Genomic DNA, 21,559 nt, shown 5'->3' with positions numbered 1-21,559 from the left:
GGTAGCTGGTCAGCTTCGCTGTTCATTGCCGGCAATGGCGTCCAGTACCTGCTGGCACTGTTGCAGGGCGAAACGGTGCAGGATGCCGGCAAGGCGTTCCTCGTCGCGGTCCCGGATCGCGCTGATGGACTCTTCCATGTTGGCGAGATTGTCCTCCAGAACCTGGCTGCCGCCATACTGGAAGGCAACGAAGGCGCAACGCCGGGCCGAGGGCCAGAGGTCATCAATGGCGTTCACGATGAAGTAGTTGTCGGCGTAGACCAGGGACGCCTTGGTGTATTCGATGCCCAGCTCGAGAAACTTCATCAGGTCGTTGTTCTGGTAACAGGTCTTCATCTGCCGATGCAGGGATTCAAGCCGCTCCATATCCGACGGCTGCCACTGACGCACCAGCTTCCTTCCGGTGTGGGTGAGATAGAGTTCCAGAGTCTCGTACAGGCTGCGCACAAAATAGTCGTCCAGGGTCGTGACGAACGCGCCCTTGCGCGGGACGTTGCGTACCAGGTGCCGCTTTTCCAGCAGGAGTAATCCTTCCCGTATCGATCCGTGGCTGACATTCATTTCCTTGGCCATGGAGCCTTCGTAAATGCGCTCGCCGGAGCGGAGCTGACCAAAAACGATCAGGTTTTCAATGTGGCGGGCGACCTGTTCGGTCAGAGTCTCACGGGGCTTGAAAGCGTTCATGTCGGATTATGGCTACTGCGTGGAATTGGAATTGCCCGCATATTCGCACATTCCGGTGGCCCCGAGCCAGTCTGTGGTCGGCGTCACAGCAAGGGGGCGCTCAGGCGGATGGCCCGGCACGTCAGCCGGAACAGGATCGAGCGGTCCCGGTAGTCGCGCTCGGTCATCAGGCGGCAACTTTTCAGGTCCTCCTCCAGCATCTGTTCGACACCGGACACGAACTGCCGGTCGGTGTTGATGGCGGTGATCTCGAAGTTCAGGCGCATGGAGCGGTTATCCAGGTTGGCGGTACCCACGGCGGCATAGCGGTCATCCACGAGGACCACCTTCTGGTGCATGAAACCCGGCTGATAGCGATAGATGCCGATGCCGGCCTGGCTGGCCTGTACCAGGTAGGAATAGGCGGCGAGCTTGATCAGGTGATTGTCGGGGGTTTCCGGGATCAGGATGCGGACATCGACCCCCCGGAGGGCGGCAAGCTGCAGGGCATTCATGATCTGGAAATCCGGGACGAAGTAGGGCGAGGCGATCCAGATCCGGGACCGGGCATTGTTGATGCAGTTCAGGAAAAACAGGGTGCAGGTTTCCCAGCTATCGGCCGGTCCGGTGGGCAGGATCAGCACTTCCTGGTCGCCCGGGGTGTGCTCGCCGGCGCTCCAGTCCAGGTTGGGCAACTCGTCACTGGCCCAGTTCCAGTCTTCCAGCCAGGCCAGCTGGAGGCCGCTCACCGCCGGGCCCTCGATCCGGCAGTGGGTGTCCCTCAGGGGGTCCTGGTCCATGGCGGTGCCCAGGTATTCATCGCCAAGGTTGATGCCCCCGACAAAGCCGACCTTGCCATCGCACACCAGCAGCTTGCGGTGGTTGCGAAAGTTGATCTGGAACCGCCGGCGGCGGATGTTGCCATCGCCGAACGAGGCGACGCGGGCTCCGGCGCGGGACAGTTCCCGCAGATAGCGGCGGGGCAGGAAGGCGCTGCCAATGTCATCGTAAAGGAACCACACCTCCACGCCCTGTGCCAGCTTCCGTTCAAGGATCGATTTGATGCGCTGGCCGACCCGGTCCGAGCGAACGATATAGAATTCGAGCAGGATGTAGCGGCAGGCATCCTCCATGGCTTCGAACAGGGCTTCGAAGGTGGCTTCGCCGTCGCGCAGCAGGGTGCACTGGTTGCCATCGGTGAAGGGCTGGCGGCCGAGTTTGCACAACACCTGCAATTCGTCCTGGAAACGGTCGTTGCCGGGGGCCGGAATGGACGTGGTTTGCTGTTCAAACCGGTTGAGCAGGGCGGTCAGGGATTCGTCGCCCATCCGCCGGGCCTTGACGTAGCCACCGAAGCGGTTCCGGCCGATCAGCAGGAACAGGGGGACAGTCAGGTACGGTAGACCCAACAGGCCAATGATCCAGGCGATGGCGCCCTGGGATGTGCGGTACGTCAGCAGGATCCTGTAGATACAGGCCAGTGCCGCCAGGTACAGCAGGCCGACAGCGATGGCAATCAGCGGGAAGCCCTCCATCATGCGGTACTCCCGGAGTCCGTGGTACCGGCACCAGCACCCAGGTGTTCGGCCCGGTACTGGGCCGGCGCCTGGCCGGTCCAGCGCTTGAATGCCCGGCTGAAGGCGCTGAGTTCGGAAAAGCCCAGCAGGAACGCGATCTCACCCAACGCATAATGGTCGGCGGCGACATAACGCAGGGCCTTGTCCTTGCGCACCTCCTCCACCAGTTCGTGGAAGCTCAGCCCTTCCTTCTTGAGTTTGCGGTAGAGGGTCTGGCGACTCATGTGACATTGGCGGGCCAGGGTATCAGCATCGATCCGGTCGGTCGCCATCTGCCTGGAAATCAGCCGGCGTATCTTGCGGCTGAACGAGCTGCGGGTCTGCAGCCGGGCGAGCAGGAAGTTGACCTGGCGAAGAACCGCCGAATACACGTAGGGGTTGCGGTGAGGTATCGGGTGGCTCAGATGCCGGCTGTCAAAGGCAACACGGGTGATGCCGTGGCCGAAACTCAACGGGCCGCCCAGCAGGAGTTCGTATTCGTTGGCGTAGGACGGCTTTTCATGGGCAATCTCGGCCCATTCGGCCTGGAAGCCGGGGTGGATGAAGTGCCGGGTCCGGCTCATGGCAGCGGCCAGGGTCCGGTCCATGTCCTGGCGGCAGTAGTTTTCCGGGGTATCCGGTTGCCAGGTCAGGATAGCGGTGTCGCCGCTCTGCTCGAAGGTGAGGATGACCGATTCGTTGATCAGCCGATGCAGGCGGACATACTGGGTTACCGCCTCGCCCAGAGTGTCGCAGTTGAAAAACACGTGTCCCACCAGGCCCATGCGTTCCGGGTCGACCAGCTTGCCGGCATGGAGCCCGACACCGGGGTCCCCGGTGATCTGTTCGGCATACTCCCAAAGCTCGTAGTGTGCCTCGGCAGGCACCCTGCGGTCGGGATCTTCGAGTTCGCCGGTGCCCAGCCCGGTGATACGGGCGATCCGGCTCCGGTCCAGTACACCCTGGCGCTCCAGGTAATGCACCAGCGCCAGCGTGCTGGAGGCGGCAACGCCGGGAGTCTGGGCTGTAGGGGTATCCGGGTGCGAGGAACTCACAACATTCCTTCTGAAAGTTAACAGGCTGTCATGGACACTGGTACAAAATGTCAAGCGTATGGGACAACTTGTCAACGGCCTCTGTGCCATACAACGATAGCATCATCCCATCAGGTTGGAGTAATGAATGCATACTTGATGGAGGTGTTGTATGGAACAGGAAATCTTTGTGCCCCATAGCGAGCAGGAACGCAAGAACGTGATTGCTCTCGCGGAATATCTGGACAGCATCTTCTACTGCTGATCAGACAGGCGTTCAGCCTATGACCTTAAGCCGGGTAACCCCCGGCTTTTTTTCGTCCCGACATTCGCCTGCCTTGCTCGCAGGGCTGGCAATGGTAATGTATCCGCTCCGAGAACAATCCTGTCCAATGCGGAGGCTGTCTGTCCATGAGTGTCGAGCTGAATCATCGAATTACCGGCGAAGGCAAACCCCTGATCCTGTTGCATGGCCTGTTCGGGTCACTGGAAAACCTCGGGGGGATCGCGCGCCGGCTGCAGGATGAATGGCAGATCCACGCCCTGGACGAACGCAACCACGGCAGCTCCCCGCATACCGATACCATGGACTACCCCTCCATGGCCGAAGATGTTCTGGCCTACATGGATGCCCAGGGGCTGGATAAAGCCTCGATCCTGGGCCATTCCATGGGAGGCAAGGTGGCCATGCAGGTGGCCCTGATGGCACCGGAACGGGTGGATAAAGTGATCGTGGCCGATATCGCACCGGTCAGCTACAAACCCCGTCATGACGCCATTCTCGAGGGGCTGAGCAGTCTCGACCTGTCCGCCGTGCGCTCCCGTCAGGACGCCGACAAGTTGTTGGCGGAGTTCGTCGAGACCCCCGGCGTCCGGCAGTTCCTGCTGAAGAACCTGGAGCGGGTGCCCAGCGAGGAGCAGACTGCCGACGGCCCCATGTTCCGGTGGCGGCTGAACCTGCCGGTAATCGATGCCTGTTATGAAAACCTGGCCAAAGCGCCGGAGGGGGACGGTCCCTTCAATGGTCCGGTCCTGTTCCTCAAGGGCGCGGAATCTGCCTACATCCAGGAAAAGCACCGTGACCAGATCATGCAGCTGTTTCCGTCGGCCGAGCTGCGTATCATCCAGGACACCGGCCACTGGCTGCACGCCGAGAAAGCCGATACCTTTGCCGCCCTATGCCGCCGCTTCCTCGAGAGCGAAAACTGATTCCGGAGCTCTGTGACGCGGGCCGTTTTCATGGTCAGGCCCCCGTCTGCTATGGTTAGGCCATTGTCCTGGCGGGGAAATCGGAAAATAACAACGGGCGGACGCACTCTATGAAGTGGTTGTTGATCGGGTTGCTGGTGGTGTTTCTTTTGCTCGGCAGTTTTCTGCTGACGCCGTCGCCCATTGACAGCAAGGCCTGGGAGCCACCCTCGCCGCCACCATTGACCGGGATCCTGGCACCCAACGAACGCCTTCGGCTGGCGGACCTGCTGGCCCGGGGTCAGGTCTACGGCCCGGAAGACACCACGGTCGGGCCGGAAGGCATCCTCTACAGCGGTACCCAGGACGGGTTCATCGTCCGGGTCTTTCCGGACGGTCGCGTTGAAAAGTGGCTGGAAACCGGCGGGCGGCCCCTGGGGATGGTGTTTGACCGCGAGGGCAACCTGATCGTTGCAGACGCCTGGAAAGGGTTGCTGTCCATTGCCCCGGACAAGACCGTGACCGTGCTGGCCCGGGAAGCCGGGGGCACGCCGTTCCGGTTTACCGACGATGTGGACATCGGTCCGGACGGCTCCATCTATTTCACCGATGCCAGCTCACGCTTCCATCAGCCTGACTACCGGCTCGACCTCCTGGAGATGCGCCCCCACGGTCGCCTTCTGCGTTATTCACCCCGCACCGGTCGGGCCGAGGTCATGCTGGGTAACCTGCACTTCGCCAACGGCGTCGCCGTTTCGCCGGACGGAGACTTTGTTCTGGTCAACGAGACCTGGAAATACCGGATCCTGCGCTACTGGCTGCAAGGCCCCCGTGCCGGCCGGGCCGAAGTCTTTGCCGACAACCTGCCTGGATTCCCGGATAACCTGGCGGTGGATGAGGAAGGCCGTTACTGGGTGGCGTTCCCCACACTGCGCAACTCCCAGGTCGACGCCCTGCACCGGTCGCCGTGGCTCAAGGACCTGGTTGCCAAGCTGCCGGACAGCCTGAAACCGGCGCCCCAGGAATATGGCCTGGTGGTGGCCTTCGACCGGGACGGCAATCCCGTTACCAGTCTGCACGATACCCGCGGCACTCACTTGCAGGAAATCACCTCGGTGAATCCCCACGACGGGGTTCTATACTTTGGTTCACTTCACAACGACCGTATCGGGCGGCTACCGTTGCACGCCATTCCGGGGCTCGGAGACACTGACGAATGACCGCCGAACAGAACATTGACTGGGATCTGCCGGATCCCTTCACCCTCGAAATCACCGTGCGCGAGGAGGACACCGATCGCCTCGGGCACGCCAACAACGTGGTTTACGTCCGCTGGCTGGAAGACGTCAGCTGGGCTCACATCGAGAGCCTGGGCATGACCTGGGAGCTGCATGAGGCCACCGGCAAGGCCATGGCCATCACCCGTACCGAGATTGATTACCTGGCCTCCGCCAACGCCGGGGACCGGCTCATTCTGGGTACCTGGCTGACCGGGTTTGACGGGCGCTTCCGCTCCTCCCGCCAGTTCCAGTTGGTGCGCCCGGCGGATGGCAAAACCCTGGTGCGGGCGGTTTCCACCCATGCCTGCGTCAACATGAAAACCCAGCGACCGTCCCGGGCACCGAAGGAGTTTGCCGAGATCCTGTCGGCGGCCTCGGTCAGCGGCGGCAAGGGCCTGGCCCCGGACTGAGCTTCCCCGGAGCGCGTTTTCTGCTAGTCTGAAAGCGTCTGCCTCAGTTAGCACCGATCATTACCACCGAAGTCTGGAGAGACCCATGGAATCCACCAACGAAAATAACATCGACACTTCCATGCGCCACGTGGTCTATGACCGTTTTGGTGAACGGGATGTCCTGCAGGTGGTCGAGAGCCCGGTGCCACAGCCTGAGAATGGCCAGGTGCTGGTGCGGGTTCATGGCGCCGGCCTGAATCCCATTGACTGGAAGACCCGAAAGGGGCTGGGCTTTGCGGCGCGCCAGATCGAGAACTCGCTGCCCTGGACGCCCGGCTATGATGTGGCCGGCGAGGTGGTAGCTGTCGGCGACGGAGTGACCACCCTGGCGCCGGGTGACCGGGTGATGGGCATGGTGGGGTTCCCGGCCGCCGGCGGGGGCTACGCCGAGTATGCCCTGGCCGCAGCGGATGAGCTGGCGATCGTGCCCGAGGAACTGGACCTGGTGACGGCCGGAGGTGTCCCCCTGGCGGCACTGACCGCCTGGCAGGGGCTGTTCGAAATGGGCAAGCTGGAATCCGGACAGAAGATCCTGATCCACGCCGGTGCCGGTGGTGTCGGCCATTTCGCGGTGCAGTTTGCCCTGGAGCGGGGTGCCCACGTGATTGCCACGGCCTCGGCACGAAACCGCGATTTCCTGGCCGAGCTGGGGGTTCACGAGGTGATCGATTACCACACCACCGATTTCACCGACGAGTGCTACGGCCTGGACATGGTGCTGGACCTGATGGGCGGCGATGTTGGCAAGCGTTCACTGCACACCCTGGGTGAAAACGGTGTCCTGGTGACCATCCCGACGGTAACCGCGGACGAGATTATCAGTATCGCGGAAGAAATGGGGCTGCGGGCCCACGGCATGACCGTACGCCCGGATGTCTTCCACCTGGAAGAGATTGCCGAGCTGATCGAGGACGGCGATGTGCGGGTGCACGTGGACGGCCAATTTACCCTCGATCAGGTGCGGGAAGCCCACGAAGCGCTTGAAGGTGGGCACGTCCGGGGCAAGCTGGTGCTGGACTGTCGCTGAGGGCCGGAGCCCTCAGTCCTTTTCGTTCCCGTCCCCGGCTTCTTCGGCCGCCGCTTTTGCGGCTTTCCCGCCGTTGTTTTTCTCCTTGCGTTCCTTCTGCGGCTGCGGCGGCACCAGGCTGATCAGCACCCAGTCTTCCTCCGGTTTCAGGTCCTCCATCTTGCAGACCGGCGAGATGTATCCTTTGCTGTCGAACACGAAAAGTACCAGGGCCTGGCGCTGGTATTTCTCCAGGAAATCCTCGTAGCTGAATTCCTCGCTCAGCTGCGTGGTGCGCACCGTATAGCCCTGGCTGGCCAGGCTGGCCAGCTTGGCGTAGCTGACACCGTCGAACAGGCCCCGGGTCATCTGGATCTTCTCCGCCGTCTGGTGGCGGGCCTTCTGGTCCTGGTCTCCCTCGGCCAGGCTGAACACACAGTTCTTCCCGAACCAGTCGAGGAAATGGTACGTGGCCAGTGAATTCATGTGCTTGTAGGGAGAGATGACCAGGAGCTTGCCGATACCGGTCAGGTCCAGGTGGGTCGAGGCGTGCTCGGACACCGGGTTGCCGAAGTAGACCTGAAGGTTATCCATCCGGGCCTGGCGCACGTTCTCCCAGTTGGTGTCGGCCAGGGTGACCGGCACCTCATGCTTCTTCAGGGCCTGGGCAATCATCCGGGCGACATTGTTGGCACCCAGGATCAGGAAGCCGTACTCGGCCGGTTCCGCGACCTTGAGCAGTCGTGCCACAGGGCGTGCCGTCAGGCTCTGCAGGGTAACCGTGGCAATGATCAGCATGAACACGAGGGGCACCAGGGTGGCGGCGCTTTCGTAGCCGAGCTTCTCGAGCTGGAATGCGAACAGCGCCGAGACAGCAGCCGCCACGATGCCCCGGGGTGCGATCCAGCTCAGGAACAGTTTTTCCCGGAGGTTGAGATCAGTGCCGATGGCCGACAGGAAGATGCTCAGGGGGCGGGCCACCAGCATCAGGGCGGCCAGGACCACCACCAGGCCCCAGCCCAGCTCCGCGATGGCGGCGAACTCGACCCGGGCCGCCAGGATGATGAACAGGGCGGAGATCAGCAGGACACTGAGGGATTCCTTGAACTCGAGGATACTCTCGATCGGCACCCGCTTCATGTTGGCCATCCAGATGCCCATGATGGTAACCGTGAGCAGGCCGGATTCGTGGGCCAGTTCGTTGGAAATGGCGTAGACCCCGAGCATGAAGGTCAGGGTGCCGGCATTGTGCAGGTACTGGGGAATCCAGTGCTTGCGCAGCACCAGACCGTTCAGGTAACCGGCCGCCGCCCCGATCAGGAACCCCACCAGCAGGGTCTTGCCGAAGATATAGAGCGAGTGACTGAAGACATTCCCCTGACCCCAGGAGACGATGCCCTCGAACACCAGTACCGCAAGCAGGGCGCCCACCGGATCGATGATGATGCCTTCCCAGCGCAGGATGTTGGCCAGCTTGGACTTCGGGCGGACCGATCTCAGCAGGGGAGCAATCACGGTAGGACCGGTAACAATGGAAATGGCCCCGAACAGCAGGGCAACCTCCCAGGACACCCCGAGGGCCCACCGTGCGACCAGGGTGCCGATCAGACAGGTGACGATGGAGCCGACCGGCACCAGGTTGCGCACCATCTTGCCGTGGCCGCGAATCTCTTCGTAGCGGAGGGTCAGGCTGCCCTCGAACAGGATAATGGCCACCGCCAGTGAAATCACCGGGAACAGCAGATCCCCGAATACCTGCTCTGGTACCAGGAAGCCGAAGAGCGGTCCCGCGGCGATACCGCCGGCCAGGAGGAACAGGATGGCGGGCATTCGTACCCGCCAGGCCAGCCACTGGCAGAACAGGGACAGGACGCCGATGCTGGCGAGAAGCATGACAGTGCTGAGAGGCATAGGTTTTCAGGTCCTTTGAATTACAGGTTGGCGCGTCTGGCAATACGGTTGAGCAGGCGCGACGCCGCAATAAATCCGAAACTGGCGGTCACCGGGCTGGCGGCCCCGAAGCCGGAGGCGCAGTCCAGCCGGACCGGGCCGTTGCTGGCCGGTTTCTGCAGGCACACTTCACCATCTCCCGCAGGATACGTGAGCTGCTCAAGTGAGTATACGGCCTCTATGCCAAATCGCCGCTTGGGGTTGCGGGAGAAACCGTATTCCCGCCTCAACAGATTGCGGACCTTGGCAAGCAACGGGTCCTGGGTGGTTTTGGCAAGGTCTGCCACCTGGATCTGCGTGGGATCCATCTGGCCTCCGGCGCCGCCGGCACAGACCAGAGGGATCTTGCGTCGCTGGCAGTGGGCGATCAGGGCAGCCTTGGCCTTGACGCTGTCGATGGCATCCACCACCCCGGTCATCTCGGGGGTAATCAGCTCGGCGGCATTCTTCGGGGTCAGGAAGCCAAAATGAACCCGTACCTCGGCATGGGGGTTGATGGTTCTGAGTCGATCGGCCATGGCGTCGGTCTTGGTACGACCGTACTGTCCCTCCAGCGCATGCAGCTGCCGGTTGGTGTTGGACACGCAGATGTCGTCCATATCGATCAGCGTCAGGGTGCCGATACCACTACGGGCCAGCGCCTCGGCCGCCCACGACCCGACTCCGCCGAGGCCGACAATGGCAATGTGTGCATTCCGGAATGCGTCCAGGGCACGGCGGCCATAGAGCCGCTCGATTCCCCCGAAACGAAAAGCGTAATCGTCCGCGGACATTCAGCCTCCGTGACTAGCCGGCGGTGCCGGCGCGAATCAAAGCGTGCAATTGTAACCCAGGCAGTGGAGGGAGACGAAAAGCACTCACAAAAAAGCCACGCCCGAAGGCGTGGCCTTGAGGAGGGGCCTATCGGGTCATCAGGCGGCCCAATGGTCATCGGAAAATGCCATCAGACTGTCCTTGCCGCTCTCGATGTCCCTGAGCAGCCAGTCGATTTCCGGCAGCAGCTTCTGGAAATAGAAGCGTGCGGAAATCTGCTTGCCTTCGAGCAATGGCTGGTTGCCCTCGCCGCTGGCAAGTTGTTCGCCGGCAACACCGGCCATGCGTGACCACAGGTAACCGATCACGGTCAGGGCCATCAGACGCAGGTAGGGTGTCGCGGCCGCACCGGCCTGCTCGGGATCCTTGGGAGCGTTGCTGGCAAGCCATAGAGTGGCCTGTTCCAATGCCTTGATCGCGCCTTTCAGTTCCTCGCGATGGGGTGCATCCGGATTGTCCTTGAGGTAGCCGGTCAGCGTGCCAAACAGGGTGCGCACCAGCTGGCCACCCTTGAGTGACAGCTTGCGGCCCACCAGATCCATGGCCTGTATACCATTGGTGCCCTCGTAGATGCGGGCAATCCGGCCGTCCCGGACCAGCTGCTCCAGCGGCCAGTCGGTGGTGAAGCCGGAGCCGCCGAGGACCTGCAAGCCGGTGTTGGCGTTGTTGAAGCCCTCGTCGGTCAGGAATGCCTTGACCACCGGGGTCAACAGCTGCACCAGATCATCGGCGGTCTCACGAACGCCCGCATCCGGGTGGGCCACGGACAGGTCGAGTTGATGACCGGTGAACAGGGCGAGGGCCCGCATGCCTTCGTTCAGCACTTTCTGGCGCATCAGCATGCGGCGCACGTCAGGATGCACCATAATCGGGTCGGCCGGGCCGTCCGGGTTTTTCGGGCCGCTAAGCGAACGGCTCTGCAGGCGCTCCCGGGCAAAGCCGAGGCTTTCCTGGTAGGCCATTTCGGCGAGGCCAAGGCCCTGCATGCCGACCATCAGGCGGGCCTCGTTCATCATGGTGAACATGGCCCGCATACCGTCATTGGGCTCGCCCACCAGCCAGCCTTTGGCGCCCTCAAAGTTCATTACGCAGGTGGCAGAGCCCTTGATGCCCATCTTGTGCTCCAGGCCGCCACAGAAGGCCGGGTTGCGCTCGCCGGATTCCGGCAGGAACTTGGGTACCACGAACAGGGAAATGCCCTTGGTGGTATCCGGTGCACCGGGTAGTTTGGCCAGTACCAGATGCACGATGTTGTCGACCAGATCGTGCTCACCACCGGTGATCCAGATCTTGGTCCCTTCCAGACTGTAGCTGCCGTCATTGTTGGGCGTCGCCCGGGTACGGATCAGACCCAGATCGGTGCCGCACTGGGGTTCGGTCAGGCACATGGTGCCGGTCCACTCCCCGGAGATCAGCTTTGCCAGGTAGGTCTGTTTGAGTTCCTCGGAACCGTGGGCATAGAGGGCGCTGATAGCGCCGTGGGTCAGGCCCGGATACATACCCAGGGACAGGTTGGTGGAGCACACCATTTCATCCACCACGAACTTGAGTGTGTGGGGCAGGCCCTGGCCGCCGAACTCCAGGGGCGCGTCGAGGGCGGTCCAGCCGCCGTCAACAAATTTGCGGTAGGCCTCTTTGAACCCATCCGGAGTCGTCACGCTCCGGGTTTGCGGATCGTACTGACAGCCTTGCCGGTCACCGGTCTGGTTGGTGGGCTGGATGACTTCCGCCGCCAGCTTGCCGGCTTCGTCAATCACCGCGGACATCAGATCCGGGGTGGCGTCGGCGTACTTTTCCAGCTTGTGCAGCTTGTCTGCTCCCAAGACGTCAAACAGCAGGAAGCGAAGGTCATTCGCAGGTGCCTGGTATTGCATGGACGCTCTCCTCGTCGTTTTCAGGTCAGTCAGCCTGGATGTGATGGGCCCGGGCGTCTCAGCCCGGTGCTCGTCTTCAAACTGGTGATTCATACGGCTGTTTGAACGCTTTGGTCTTCACGAATCGGGCAAAAAAGTGGCGCAACTTCATAAAAAAAACGTATCGACCTGTTGGGTTCGATCAATGGGTTTTTATGAAAACCCTTTGGTAGTCTTTTCAATCAGTTGGAGCGCACCATGAAGCAGGTTTTGATTGCAGGTGTCAGCGGGTCGATAGGCTCCGCCCTGGCCCGTCAGTTACTCGATACGGATGCCGAACGGACCGTTCTCGGGCTGTGCCGGAACCCGGAGGCTCTGCGGGAGCAGTTCCCGGACAATCAGTTGCGACTCGTTCAGTGGGACGCGGAAACTGCCAGCGTGGAAGAGCTGGGTAACAGCCTGGCGGAAATGCTGGGTCCGGATGGCGAGCTGGAGACCGTAATCTATGCCGCCGGCTTGCTGCACGACAGCCAGATTTTTCCCGAAAAACGGATCGAGGATCTTGAAGCCGGGGCGATGGCGCGCTCCTTCGCCGTCAACTGCACCGGCTTTGGTACTGTGATGCGCGCGGCCATGCCCCATTTGCGACATCGCCGGTTCAAGCGAATTGCGGCGATTTCCGCCAAGGTCGGGTCGATCGGAGATAACCGGTTTGGTGGGTGGTACGCCTACCGTTGTTCCAAGGCGGCACTCAACATGCTGGTCAGGAACCTGTCGGTGGAGTTGCCAAGGCGATGTCGACCAGTGAGCTGTGTTGCCGTGCATCCGGGGACCACCGAGTCGGGGCTCAGTGAACCCTTCCAGCAGTCGCTGGCCAGTCTGCAGGTGCACAAGCCCGGGGAAACTGCAGCCAACCTGTTGAGGGTGATCGGAACACTGGATGAGAGCAGTAACGGGCGTTTCTTCAGTTGGGATGGTAGCGAGTTGCCCTGGTGAGGTCGGATTCTGTACCGCTCCGAAGGGAAGAGCGGTACAGGTATAAGGGTAGCAACCTAACGGATAAACGGATTGAGAAGGCGGGTAAACCGGCCGGTCAGCTTCACCGGCGCGCTGAGAACGGACAGGGTAATGCAGTCCTCACAGCCAACCGCCACCGGTTTGTGTTCATCCTGCTCGTTGAGCACGACAAAGTCCCACTGATTGAAGACACCGTTCTGGTCCGCGAACGCACCCTGGAGAACAATCGTCGTTTCATTGCCCCGGTGGGTGTGAGCGGGCGCCTTGCCTCCGGCTGCCAGTTTCTGCAACACCACCTGTTCGCTCTGGCCGGGGAATTTCTCGCTGATGTCCAGCACGCTGACATCGCCCAGCTGTCGCTTCCAGGGCAGCTCGTTCAGGTTTTCCCCGAGCAGCTTCTGCAGTGCGCTCATCCTCGGCGGAGCCGGTTGCACCGGTTCGCTGGCGGGCTCACTGTCAATGCGGGACAGAATGCTGTCAAACATGCTCTCGGAGACGCTGACCTTGGGCTGCTCTTCCATCATCACGGCGCCCAGGCTGTCCAGGGTGTCTACGCGGCTCCTGCAGTGCGGGCACTTATCCAGGTGGAGCCGGATACACAGGGCATGGGGCTCGCTCAGGTTTCCTGCGCTGTACTCCATGAGGGTCAGGCTGTCGGGATGGTGCCGTGTCATACGTTCTGATCCTGCAAAATCACTTTCAACTTGTTCAGGGCCAGGCGAACCCGGCTTTTCACCGTACCAAGGGGGATATTCAGCTCGTCCGCAACCATCTGGTGGGACTTGTTCTCCATGTAAACCTTGGCAATCACTGTGACCTGCTCCTCGGGCAGATGACTCAGTGATTCGCGGATTCGCCGCTCGGACATAAGACGGTGCAGAGAGGTAACCGGTTCATCCTCGTTGTCGCCGGGGATCTGCCAGAGGTCTTCGGTCTCCACCAGCATCTCGGCGCTGGATCTCTGCATCTTGCGCAGCATGTCGATGCGCTGGTTACGGGCAATGGTGAAGATCCAGGTGGAGGCCGCCGCCTTGCGCCAGTCATAGAGACAGGAGCGCCGCCAGATCGAGACAAATACTTCCTGCACCAGCTCTTCCGCGTGGCTCGCCAGGCCGTTGGCCATGGCGTAATACTTGATCTGCGGACCAAAGTGCTCGAACAGCGCGTGGTAGGCCTCGCGGTCCTGGTGTTTGCCCACTTTGTCCAGCAATTGACTCCAGGGGTCCTTTCGGCCCTCGGGTTTTGCTGGTTTCGGATCCAGTGTTGTCACCGGACGCTCCTTGACAGTCGCATGGCTTGAGCTTGTTCTGGTCATCATTCTATGCACTCGTCGCGGGTTTGTCAGTCGCAGGATTTACGAGGGCATGAAGACACCGGATCAGTGGGACCACAAAAAATCGGAAAAGTTTTCCGTTTCTGCCGGGAGCGGTCGGCGGTAGCGGCGACCGCTATTCCTCCAGGTAGGTGTAACCTTCCAGTCCGGCGGCCAATTCAGCCAGCAGGGCCTTCTGCTGGCTTTCTGGCAGCTCGCTGGCGGAGAACTTCCGGCGATAGGCGGCCAGCAGTTGCTCCGGCTCGAAATTCACGTAGCGCAATACCTTGGCCACGGTATCGCCCGTGATGGGTTCGCCGATGACATAACCGCCCCGGTCATCCAGGCGGACGTCGACGGAGTGGGTGTCGCCGAACAGGTTGTGCATGTCGCCCAGAATTTCCTGGTAGGCACCGGTCATGAAGAAGCCCATCAGCAGCGGCCCGTCGCCATTGTCTTCCGGCAGGGGCAGGGTGGTCTCGATGCCCTGGCCGTCAACGTACTGGTCGATACGGCCGTCGGAATCGCAGGTAATGTCCTGGATGACCGCCCGCCGGGTCAGGGGGCGGTTCAGGCCGTTGACCGGCATCAGCGGGAAAATCTGGTCGATGCCCCAGACGTCGGGCAGGGACTGGAACAGCGAAAAGTTCACGAACAGCTTGTCGGCCAGCTTCTCGTTGAGCTCGTCAATGATTTCCCTGTGGGCGCGGTTGGCGCTGTCCAGGCGGCTTCTGAGTAACCGGCAGCACCGGGTGTACAGGGTTTCCGCCCGGGCCCTTTCGGTCAGTGACAGCAGGCCGTGGGCAAACTGGCTGTGCACGTCGGCCATGGCGTGCAGCACGTCGTGGTAGATCTCTGCCAGCGAGCGGGGGGATTCGCTGTCCTCAAGGCTGGTCAGGTCGCGCCACAGGTCGTGCAGGGGCGCCGGCGCCCCGGCTTCCGGTTCGGTGGGGGTGCGGTTGTCCGGCTGTTCCTGATCAATGACGTTGGTGACCAGCACCGAGTGGTGGGCGGTCAGGGCCCGCCCGGACTCACTGATCAGGTCGGGGTGCGGAATGCCCTGGCGTTCGCACTCGGCCTGAAGGACATGGACCACGTTGTAGGCGTACTCGGATACGCTGTAGTTCATGGAACAGCTGCTGCGGGAGCGGGTGCCTTCGTAATCCACGCCCAGGCCGCCGCCAATATCCACGGTTCCGATGGGGGCGCCGAGATCGTGCAGCTCGGCGTAGAAGCGGGCACATTCCTTCAGGCCGGTCTGGATATCCCGGATGTTGGCAATCTGGGAACCCAGGTGGAAATGCAGCAGTTGCAGGGACTCCAGCGCGCCGGCGGCCCGAAGGGTTTCCACCACATCCAGGACCTGGCTGGCGGAAAGCCCGAATTTCGATTTCTCGCCCCCGGTGTTCTGCCAGTTGCCCTTGCCGATGGTGGCGAGGCGGGCCCGCACGCCGATCAGCGGGGTTACCTCAAGCTCCCGGGCCTGCTCCAGGATCAGGGGCAGCTCGGACTGTTTCTCCACCACGATAAAAACCCGGTGCCCCAGCTTCTGGCCAATCAGGGCAAGACGGATGTATTCACGGTCCTTGTAGCCGTTGCAGACAATCACGGATCCGTTCTGGCGGGACAGCGCCAGTACTGCCATCAGTTCGGGCTTGCTGCCGGCCTCGAGGCCGATCTGGCCGGCGGAGGCGGCAGGCTCTGCCGCCAGCAGTTCTTCCACCACCCGGCGCTGCTGATTGACCTTGATCGGGTAGACCGCAGTGTAGCGGCCCTGGTAGCCCTGGTCCGCAGCAACACGGTTGAACGCATTGCAGAGCGTATTGACCCGGTCATGGAGGATGTCGGTGAAACGGATGAGCACCGGTAGCTGCACTCCCGACTGGCCGAGGCTGCGGGTCAGTTCGGGCAGATTGATGGCGGCCGGGGTGCGGCCCCGGTCCGGCCTGATCAGGACCTCGCCCTGCGGGTTGACGCCGATGTAACCGTCGCTCCAGTGGGCAATGTTGTAGACCTTGTGGGCAGGAGTGCCGTTGGCTTCGCTCATGCTTGCTATCCTTTCAGGAAACCGGGCCGGTCGGGTGCCGGAAATATGGGCGCCATTGTAGGGCCAACCTCCGTTGGCTGAAAGAACCGGATGTGGAAAATACGTGCTTCCGGAGGACCATAAATACTTTGGCTGCCGGGATCCCGGCCCTACAATACGCCCCTTTCAACATAGCCCATGGTGCACAGCGGGAGGCAACAGATGACAGCATTGAACGAGGGATGGTTTACCGAGGTCTTTCAGGATCAGGGTACGGCTTTTTCCCTGCAGGTGAAGAAGAAACTGCACGAGGAACAGACACCGTTCCAGAAGCTCGAGATCTACGAGACCGAAACCTTCGGCAACCTGATGGTGCTGGATGGCTGCGTGATGCTGACCACCCGTGACAACTTCCTGTACCACGAGATGATGACCCATCCGGCGCTGTTCACCCACCGGGATCCGAAAAAGGTGGTCATTGTCGGGGGTGGTGACTGTGGCACGCTGAAAGAAGTGCTGAAGCATCCGGGTGTGGAAGAAGCCTGGCAGGTGGAAATCGACGAGCGGGTGACCCGCATGTCCGAGAAATATTTCCCGGAACTGTGTGAGGCCAATGACGATCCCCGCGCCAACTTCTTTTTCGGTGATGGTATCCAGTGGATGCGCGACATCGAGCCCAACAGTGTTGACCTGATCATCATCGACAGCACCGATCCGGTGGGACCCGCCGAAGGCCTGTTCGCCCTGGATTTCTACCGGGATGCCATGCTGGCGTTGCGGGAGGGTGGCATCATCGTGCAGCAAAGTGAATCACCGCTGTTGCACACCGACACCATCATCAAGTCCATTCACGACGACATGCGCAAGGCCGGTTTCGAACACGTGCAGACCCTGCCATTCCCCCAGCCGGTCTATCCCACCGGGTGGTGGAGTTGCACCATGGCCAGCAAGGCCAATCCGTTGCGTTATTTCAGGGAGGAGGATTCCGCGAATCGCCCGTTTGTCACCCGTTATTACAATCCGGGCGTTCATCACGGAGCCCTGGCCATGCCTCAGTTCATGCTGGATGCCCTGGAGGATCAGGTCATTCCGGGGGAGGCGTGACGCAAAATTAGACACTTCCCGAGTCTGATCTAGACTTTAGGCAGTGATCGCCTTTCGATCATCAGCGTTGGATTCAGCCAGAGGAAGTTGTAGGGGAAGTCGTTATGGATGTACGCAAGGGAGAGCAGGAGCGTAACTGGTTCCGCAGTAAGCGCTTTGAAATGATCAACGGTCAGTGGTATTTCCAGACCCGGGAGGGAACCATGGAGGGGCCATTCGACAGCATGAAGGAAGCGGAGATGGAGTTGCTGCTGTATCTGCGCCATGCCGACGACGCCCTCTTCCAGGGAGTCTGAATGAAGAAGGGGTCAGATGAAAACCTTCATCTGACCCCTCCTTCACAGCGGCCTTACTGCTTGCCGCTGACAAACTCCGGATAGGCTTCCATACCACACTCGGACAGGTCCACACCTTCGTACTCGTCCTCCTCGCTGACTCGCAGGCCCATGACCGCCTTCAGGATGCCCCAGACAATCAGGCTGGCCACGAACACCCAGACGAAGATGGTGATGGCGCCGATGATCTGTCCGCTGAAGCTGACATCCCCATTGGTGACTGGCACCAGCAGCAGACCCAGCAGGCCACACACACCGTGCACAGAGATGGCACCCACAGGATCGTCGATGCGCAGCTTGTCCATGGTCACGATGCTCAGTACGACCAGGACGCCGCCGATGGCACCGAAGAGAGTGGCTGTCAGGGCGCTCGGGGTGGAGGGCTCGGCAGTGATCACCACCAGCCCGGCCAGGGCACCGTTGAGCAGCATGGTCAGGTCAGCCTTGCCGAACATCAGGCGGGCTGTGATCAGGGCGGCAACCGCGCCACCGGCGGCGGCGGTGTTGGTGTTCAGGAACACCATGGCCACGGAGTTGGCGCTGGCGATGTCGCCCAGTTTCAGGACGGAACCGCCGTTGAAGCCGAACCAGCCCATCCACAGGATGAAGGTGCCCAGGGTCGCCAGCGGCAGGTTGGCACCCGGGAAGGCGCGGATCTCGCCGTTCGGGCCGTACTTGCCTTTACGGGCACCCAGCAGAAGTACGCCAGCCAGGGCCGCAGCAGCACCGGCCATGTGCACGATACCGGAGCCGGCAAAGTCACTGAAGCCGAGGTCGCCCAGGTTGTACATGCCGAACACGGAGGCTCCGCCCCAGGTCCAGGCACCTTCCATCGGATAGATGAAGCCGGTCATGAATACTGCAAAGACCAGGAAGGCCCACAGCTTCATGCGCTCAGCCACGGCACCGGAAACGATGGACATGGCTGTGGCAACGAACACCACCTGGAAGAAGAAGTCAGAGGCGCCGGAGTAGATGGAACCACCCTCGAAGCCGTCTTCACGGCCGGCGAAATCACCCAGCACACCGGCAACGTCCACGTCGGCAATGCCGGACAGGAAGATGCTGCCGCCGTACATGATGGCGTAACCGCAGACCAGGTACATGATGCAGGAAATCGCGAACAGCGCGACGTTCTTGGTCAGGATTTCAGTGGTGTTCTTGGCTCGCACCAGGCCGGATTCCAGCATGGCAAAGCCCGCGGCCATCCACATAACTAATGCGCCGCACACCAGGAAATAAAAAGTATCTATAGCGTATTGCAGGTGAAAAAGATTGCTTTCCATTTGAAGCCCTCCGCACAAGGCTCTTCAGGTTATAGGTTTTTTGCGTTGGCTGACTGGTTGGTCAGGTCAGGCTCAGACCGCTTCTTCGCCGGTTTCACCGGTCCGGATGCGGATCGCCTGTTGCAGCTCGGTCACGAAGATCTTGCCGTCACCGATCTTGCCGGTGTTGGCTGCCTTGGTGATCGACTCGATAACCTGGTCCAGCAGGTTGTCGCCGATGGCGATCTCGACCTTGACCTTGGGCAGGAAATCCACCACATATTCAGCGCCACGGTAGAGCTCGGTGTGGCCTTTTTGCCGACCGAAGCCTTTGACTTCAGTGACGGTTACGCCTTGAACGCCAATCTCGGATAGTGCCTCACGGACATCATCCAATTTGAAAGGCTTGATGATCGCTGTCACAAGTTTCATTGCTTTCTCCTTGGTAAAGCCGTCCCAACAGTGAGGGCCCGTCGGCCGATTGTTGAGTTCGGGATGCTGCCACCTCGCACACCAATTGTGCGGATTGCGTACGGGTGTTCTAGCATCGGGTATGCCAACGCAAAAAAAATATTTTAAAACAACAAGATAAATGTTACTTGTCCCAGATTGGCGCAAAAGTATGCACCAAAACAGGGCGGCTCGCTGCCCGGCGGTCCATTTTGGAGCCATTCGCCGTGCAGCGACGGCAACCATTATATAGCTGACAGCCAACAGTATGGCAGGCCCACGTGTGTGATACACTCCCGGGACTGCTTTTTGGTGTCCGGCTAAAGCCGGAATCCGCAAGTTTGGGAATCAGTGAGGTAAAACGTGAAAGGTCCGCAGGATATACTCGCTCAGCTACAGGGCCAGTTCGGTCAGTTCGTCCCCGATATGGCCCGTGCCGCCCGGGAAGACTTTGAAACCCAGGCCCGCGCCACGGTGATGTCGGTCCTGTCACGCCTGGAACTGGTGACCCGAGAAGAATTTGATGCCCAGCAGGCGGTACTGATGAAGACACGGGAAAAGGTGGAAGCACTGGAATCCCGCGTCGCCGAGCTGGAACAGAAACTCCAGGGCAAGTAATGCCCTGTTGGTGGGCAGGATGCCCGCCGGAACGAACCATGGAAGGTGATTATGCTTGCCGTTGTCCATTCCCGCGCCAGCATTGGCGTGTCCGCCCCTGCGGTTACCGTGGAGGTCCATCTCTCCGGCGGCCTGCCCGCCCTGTCCATTGTCGGCTTGCCGGAAACCGGTGTCCGTGAAAGCAAGGAACGGGTGCGCAGTGCACTGCTGAACGCCGGCTTCGAATTTCCCGCCAAACGCATCACCATCAATCTTGCTCCGGCCGATCTTCCCAAGGAGGGTGGGCGCTTTGACCTGCCGATTGCCCTGGGCATCCTGGCGGCTTCCGGGCAGATTCCGGAGCAGAGCCTGGAAGGCTGTGAGTTTGTTGGCGAACTGTCCCTGGATGGCGCGCTTCGCCCCCTCAAGGGCATTCTTCCGGCCGTACTGGCGGCCCGGAGTGAGGGGCGGCAATTGCTGGTGCCCCAGGCTAACGCCGAAGAAGCGGCGCTGGCGAGCCGGGATGATGTGCTGGCGGCTGCCCACATCCTGACGGTGAGCGAGCATCTGTCCGGCCGGGCGCGACTGGTTCCTGTCCCCTGCGCGACCCAGCCGCAGACTTCTGACGACCGTGAGCTGGTGGCTGATCTTTCGGAGGTGCGGGGCCAACGGGTGCCCCGCCGGGCGCTGGAGGTCGCTGCTGCCGGGGGGCATAACCTTTTGTTGTTTGGTCCGCCAGGGACGGGCAAGAGCATGCTTGCGAGTCGTTTGCCCGGCATCTTGCCCATGCTGACGGATGACGCCGCCATGGAGGTGGCGAGCGTACATTCGGTGGCGGGACTGCCGGTCCGGGAAGGACGCTGGCGGGAGCCGCCGTTCCGGTCGCCCCATCATACCGCCTCGGCAGTGGCCCTCGTCGGCGGTGGCAGCAGCCCCCGTCCGGGTGAGATCTCCCTGGCGCACCGGGGCGTACTCTTCCTTGACGAGTTACCGGAGTTCGAACGGCGGGTACTCGAGGTGCTGAGGGAGCCGATGGAAACCGGCGAAATTGCCATCAGCCGGGCGGCTCGTCAGGTGCGTTTCCCGGCCCGTTTCCAGGTGGTGGGGGCGATGAATCCCTGTCCCTGTGGTTACAGTGGTCATCCCTCGATCGACTGTCAGTGCACGCCTTCCCAGGTGATGCGATACCGCTCGAAAATCTCGGGGCCTTTGCTGGACCGTTTCGACCTGCACGTGGAGGTGCCGGTGCAAAGCGGCGAGGTGTTGATGCAGTCGGGTACGGAAGAGGAACCGAGCGCCTCGGTGCGTGCCCGGGTGGAAGGTGCCCGGGCGCGCCAGCTGGAACGGGGGCAACTCAACGCCCTGTTGTCCGGGCGTGCCCTGCATGAGGCCTGCCGTCTCGATGAGGAAAGCGAACGGATGCTGGCCGGGGCCATGGAACGGTTGGGGCTGTCGGCCCGGGCGCTGCACCGTATCCTGCGGCTGGCACGCACGCTGGCGGATCTGGAGGCGGTGGAAACGGTGTCCTACGCTCACCTTGTGGAAGCGCTCGGTTACCGCCAGCTCGATCGGCAGCAGGGCCGGCACTCGGTGGTATCCGCCTGAGCCGACGGACTCTGGTAAACTGTGGCCAGAATGTTAACCAGAACCCGCAGCCT

General features: G+C 61.4%; 20 protein-coding genes. 9 read left to right on the top strand and 11 right to left on the bottom strand.

Translation table 11 applies throughout. The features are described from left to right. Positions 1–9 precede the first annotated feature (9 nt). From BM254_RS00495 to BM254_RS00485, 3 genes are all read right to left on the bottom strand, one after another. A complete protein-coding gene (locus BM254_RS00495) occupies positions 10–684 on the bottom strand; it encodes a GntR family transcriptional regulator (RefSeq protein WP_091997452.1) in 675 nt (224 codons plus the stop codon). A gap of 83 nt (positions 685–767) precedes the next feature. Next, the gene (gene cls / locus BM254_RS00490; protein ID WP_091999070.1) at positions 768–2,198 is read right to left on the bottom strand and encodes a cardiolipin synthase; all 1,431 of its coding nucleotides are present in this window, start codon (positions 2,196–2,198) and stop codon (positions 768–770) included. After that, positions 2,198–3,274, bottom strand: coding sequence for an AraC family transcriptional regulator (locus tag BM254_RS00485; RefSeq protein ID WP_091997450.1), 1,077 nt, complete (start codon positions 3,272–3,274; stop codon positions 2,198–2,200). The genes cls and BM254_RS00485 overlap by 1 nt, the downstream gene beginning before the upstream one ends. Positions 3,275–3,664: 390 nt before the next feature. Here BM254_RS00485 and BM254_RS00480 point away from each other — a divergent pair, with 390 nt between their 5' ends. From BM254_RS00480 to BM254_RS00465, 4 genes are all read left to right on the top strand, one after another. Then, positions 3,665–4,462, top strand: a complete 798-nt coding sequence (locus BM254_RS00480; RefSeq protein WP_091997448.1) for an alpha/beta fold hydrolase — start codon at positions 3,665–3,667, stop codon at positions 4,460–4,462. Between the two features lie 110 nt (positions 4,463–4,572). Next, positions 4,573–5,661 carry an SMP-30/gluconolactonase/LRE family protein gene (locus tag BM254_RS00475; RefSeq protein WP_091997414.1) on the top strand — a complete coding sequence of 363 codons (1,089 nt, stop codon included), beginning with the start codon at positions 4,573–4,575 and terminating at the stop codon, positions 5,659–5,661. Next, a complete protein-coding gene (locus tag BM254_RS00470; RefSeq protein WP_091997412.1) occupies positions 5,658–6,131 on the top strand; it encodes an acyl-CoA thioesterase in 474 nt (157 codons plus the stop codon). Before BM254_RS00475 ends, BM254_RS00470 begins: the two co-directional genes overlap by 4 nt. Positions 6,132–6,216: 85 nt before the next feature. Beyond that, a complete protein-coding gene (locus tag BM254_RS00465) occupies positions 6,217–7,200 on the top strand; it encodes an NADP-dependent oxidoreductase (RefSeq protein ID WP_091997410.1) in 984 nt (327 codons plus the stop codon). 12 nt (positions 7,201–7,212) lie between these two features. Here the strand turns inward: BM254_RS00465 and BM254_RS00460 are convergent, their stop codons facing one another. The 3 genes from BM254_RS00460 to BM254_RS00450 form a co-directional block, all read right to left on the bottom strand. Next, positions 7,213–9,090, bottom strand: coding sequence for a cation:proton antiporter (locus BM254_RS00460; protein ID WP_091997408.1), 1,878 nt, complete (start codon positions 9,088–9,090; stop codon positions 7,213–7,215). A 20-nt stretch (positions 9,091–9,110) separates the two neighbouring features. After that, positions 9,111–9,902, bottom strand: a complete 792-nt coding sequence (gene tcdA / locus BM254_RS00455) for a tRNA cyclic N6-threonylcarbamoyladenosine(37) synthase TcdA (protein WP_091997406.1) — start codon at positions 9,900–9,902, stop codon at positions 9,111–9,113. A 138-nt stretch (positions 9,903–10,040) separates the two neighbouring features. Continuing rightward, positions 10,041–11,816 carry an acyl-CoA dehydrogenase C-terminal domain-containing protein gene (locus tag BM254_RS00450; protein WP_091997404.1) on the bottom strand — a complete coding sequence of 592 codons (1,776 nt, stop codon included), beginning with the start codon at positions 11,814–11,816 and terminating at the stop codon, positions 10,041–10,043. Between the two features lie 237 nt (positions 11,817–12,053). On the opposite strand from BM254_RS00450, the gene BM254_RS00445 reads away from it, so the two are divergent. Beyond that, positions 12,054–12,791 carry an SDR family oxidoreductase gene (locus BM254_RS00445; RefSeq protein WP_091997402.1) on the top strand — a complete coding sequence of 246 codons (738 nt, stop codon included), beginning with the start codon at positions 12,054–12,056 and terminating at the stop codon, positions 12,789–12,791. A 56-nt stretch (positions 12,792–12,847) separates the two neighbouring features. Here the strand turns inward: BM254_RS00445 and BM254_RS00440 are convergent, their stop codons facing one another. From BM254_RS00440 to speA, 3 genes are all read right to left on the bottom strand, one after another. Beyond that, positions 12,848–13,486: a ChrR family anti-sigma-E factor gene (locus BM254_RS00440; protein WP_091997400.1), complete on the bottom strand. Its 639-nt coding sequence runs from the start codon at positions 13,484–13,486 to the stop codon at positions 12,848–12,850. Beyond that, on the bottom strand, positions 13,483–14,082 hold the full coding sequence (locus BM254_RS00435) for a sigma-70 family RNA polymerase sigma factor (protein WP_091997398.1): 600 nt from the start codon (positions 14,080–14,082) through the stop codon (positions 13,483–13,485). Before BM254_RS00435 ends, BM254_RS00440 begins: the two co-directional genes overlap by 4 nt. A 178-nt stretch (positions 14,083–14,260) precedes the next feature. Continuing rightward, positions 14,261–16,171, bottom strand: a complete 1,911-nt coding sequence (gene speA, locus BM254_RS00430; RefSeq protein ID WP_091997396.1) for a biosynthetic arginine decarboxylase — start codon at positions 16,169–16,171, stop codon at positions 14,261–14,263. 201 nt (positions 16,172–16,372) lie between these two features. On the opposite strand from speA, the gene speE reads away from it, so the two are divergent. Next, complete coding sequence (speE, locus tag BM254_RS00425; RefSeq protein ID WP_091997395.1) at positions 16,373–17,254, top strand: polyamine aminopropyltransferase; 882 nt, start codon at positions 16,373–16,375, stop codon at positions 17,252–17,254. 104 nt (positions 17,255–17,358) lie between these two features. Continuing rightward, the gene (locus BM254_RS00420; RefSeq protein ID WP_091997393.1) at positions 17,359–17,550 is read left to right on the top strand and encodes a DUF6316 family protein; all 192 of its coding nucleotides are present in this window, start codon (positions 17,359–17,361) and stop codon (positions 17,548–17,550) included. Between the two features lie 53 nt (positions 17,551–17,603). Here BM254_RS00420 and BM254_RS00415 read toward each other — a convergent pair whose 3' ends face one another. After that, on the bottom strand, positions 17,604–18,875 hold the full coding sequence (locus BM254_RS00415) for an ammonium transporter (protein WP_091997391.1): 1,272 nt from the start codon (positions 18,873–18,875) through the stop codon (positions 17,604–17,606). Between the two features lie 72 nt (positions 18,876–18,947). Then, positions 18,948–19,286, bottom strand: a complete 339-nt coding sequence (glnK, locus tag BM254_RS00410; protein ID WP_091997389.1) for a P-II family nitrogen regulator — start codon at positions 19,284–19,286, stop codon at positions 18,948–18,950. Between the two features lie 381 nt (positions 19,287–19,667). Here glnK and BM254_RS00405 point away from each other — a divergent pair, with 381 nt between their 5' ends. Both BM254_RS00405 and BM254_RS00400 read left to right on the top strand, forming a co-directional pair. Then, positions 19,668–19,922 carry an accessory factor UbiK family protein gene (locus BM254_RS00405; RefSeq protein WP_091997387.1) on the top strand — a complete coding sequence of 85 codons (255 nt, stop codon included), beginning with the start codon at positions 19,668–19,670 and terminating at the stop codon, positions 19,920–19,922. A 51-nt stretch (positions 19,923–19,973) separates the two neighbouring features. After that, positions 19,974–21,506, top strand: coding sequence for a YifB family Mg chelatase-like AAA ATPase (locus BM254_RS00400; protein WP_091997384.1), 1,533 nt, complete (start codon positions 19,974–19,976; stop codon positions 21,504–21,506). Positions 21,507–21,559: the final 53 nt, after the last annotated feature.

Origin of the sequence: Marinobacter pelagius (assembly GCF_900114925.1) — a bacterium.
Taxonomy (GTDB): Bacteria; Pseudomonadota; Gammaproteobacteria; order Pseudomonadales; family Oleiphilaceae; genus Marinobacter; species Marinobacter pelagius.
The sequence above is the reverse complement of the archived record's forward strand: the minus strand, read 5'-3'. Positions and strand labels throughout refer to the sequence as shown.

Excerpts from the sequence above, each read along its gene's own strand:
- BM254_RS00495 (WP_091997452.1), bottom strand. The coding sequence starts at position 684 with ATGAACGCTTTCAAGCCCCGTGAGACTCTGACCGAACAGGTCGCCCGC.
- cls (WP_091999070.1), bottom strand. The coding sequence starts at position 2,198 with ATGGAGGGCTTCCCGCTGATTGCCATCGCTGTCGGCCTGCTGTACCTG.
- BM254_RS00480 (WP_091997448.1), top strand. The coding sequence starts at position 3,665 with ATGAGTGTCGAGCTGAATCATCGAATTACCGGCGAAGGCAAACCCCTG.
- BM254_RS00475 (WP_091997414.1), top strand. The coding sequence starts at position 4,573 with ATGAAGTGGTTGTTGATCGGGTTGCTGGTGGTGTTTCTTTTGCTCGGC.
- BM254_RS00470 (WP_091997412.1), top strand. The coding sequence starts at position 5,658 with ATGACCGCCGAACAGAACATTGACTGGGATCTGCCGGATCCCTTCACC.
- BM254_RS00465 (WP_091997410.1), top strand. The coding sequence starts at position 6,217 with ATGGAATCCACCAACGAAAATAACATCGACACTTCCATGCGCCACGTG.
- BM254_RS00460 (WP_091997408.1), bottom strand. The coding sequence starts at position 9,090 with ATGCCTCTCAGCACTGTCATGCTTCTCGCCAGCATCGGCGTCCTGTCC.
- tcdA (WP_091997406.1), bottom strand. The coding sequence starts at position 9,902 with ATGTCCGCGGACGATTACGCTTTTCGTTTCGGGGGAATCGAGCGGCTC.
- BM254_RS00450 (WP_091997404.1), bottom strand. The coding sequence starts at position 11,816 with ATGCAATACCAGGCACCTGCGAATGACCTTCGCTTCCTGCTGTTTGAC.
- BM254_RS00445 (WP_091997402.1), top strand. The coding sequence starts at position 12,054 with ATGAAGCAGGTTTTGATTGCAGGTGTCAGCGGGTCGATAGGCTCCGCC.
- BM254_RS00440 (WP_091997400.1), bottom strand. The coding sequence starts at position 13,486 with ATGACACGGCACCATCCCGACAGCCTGACCCTCATGGAGTACAGCGCA.
- speA (WP_091997396.1), bottom strand. The coding sequence starts at position 16,171 with ATGAGCGAAGCCAACGGCACTCCTGCCCACAAGGTCTACAACATTGCC.
- speE (WP_091997395.1), top strand. The coding sequence starts at position 16,373 with ATGACAGCATTGAACGAGGGATGGTTTACCGAGGTCTTTCAGGATCAG.
- BM254_RS00420 (WP_091997393.1), top strand. The coding sequence starts at position 17,359 with ATGGATGTACGCAAGGGAGAGCAGGAGCGTAACTGGTTCCGCAGTAAG.
- BM254_RS00415 (WP_091997391.1), bottom strand. The coding sequence starts at position 18,875 with ATGGAAAGCAATCTTTTTCACCTGCAATACGCTATAGATACTTTTTAT.
- glnK (WP_091997389.1), bottom strand. The coding sequence starts at position 19,286 with ATGAAACTTGTGACAGCGATCATCAAGCCTTTCAAATTGGATGATGTC.
- BM254_RS00400 (WP_091997384.1), top strand. The coding sequence starts at position 19,974 with ATGCTTGCCGTTGTCCATTCCCGCGCCAGCATTGGCGTGTCCGCCCCT.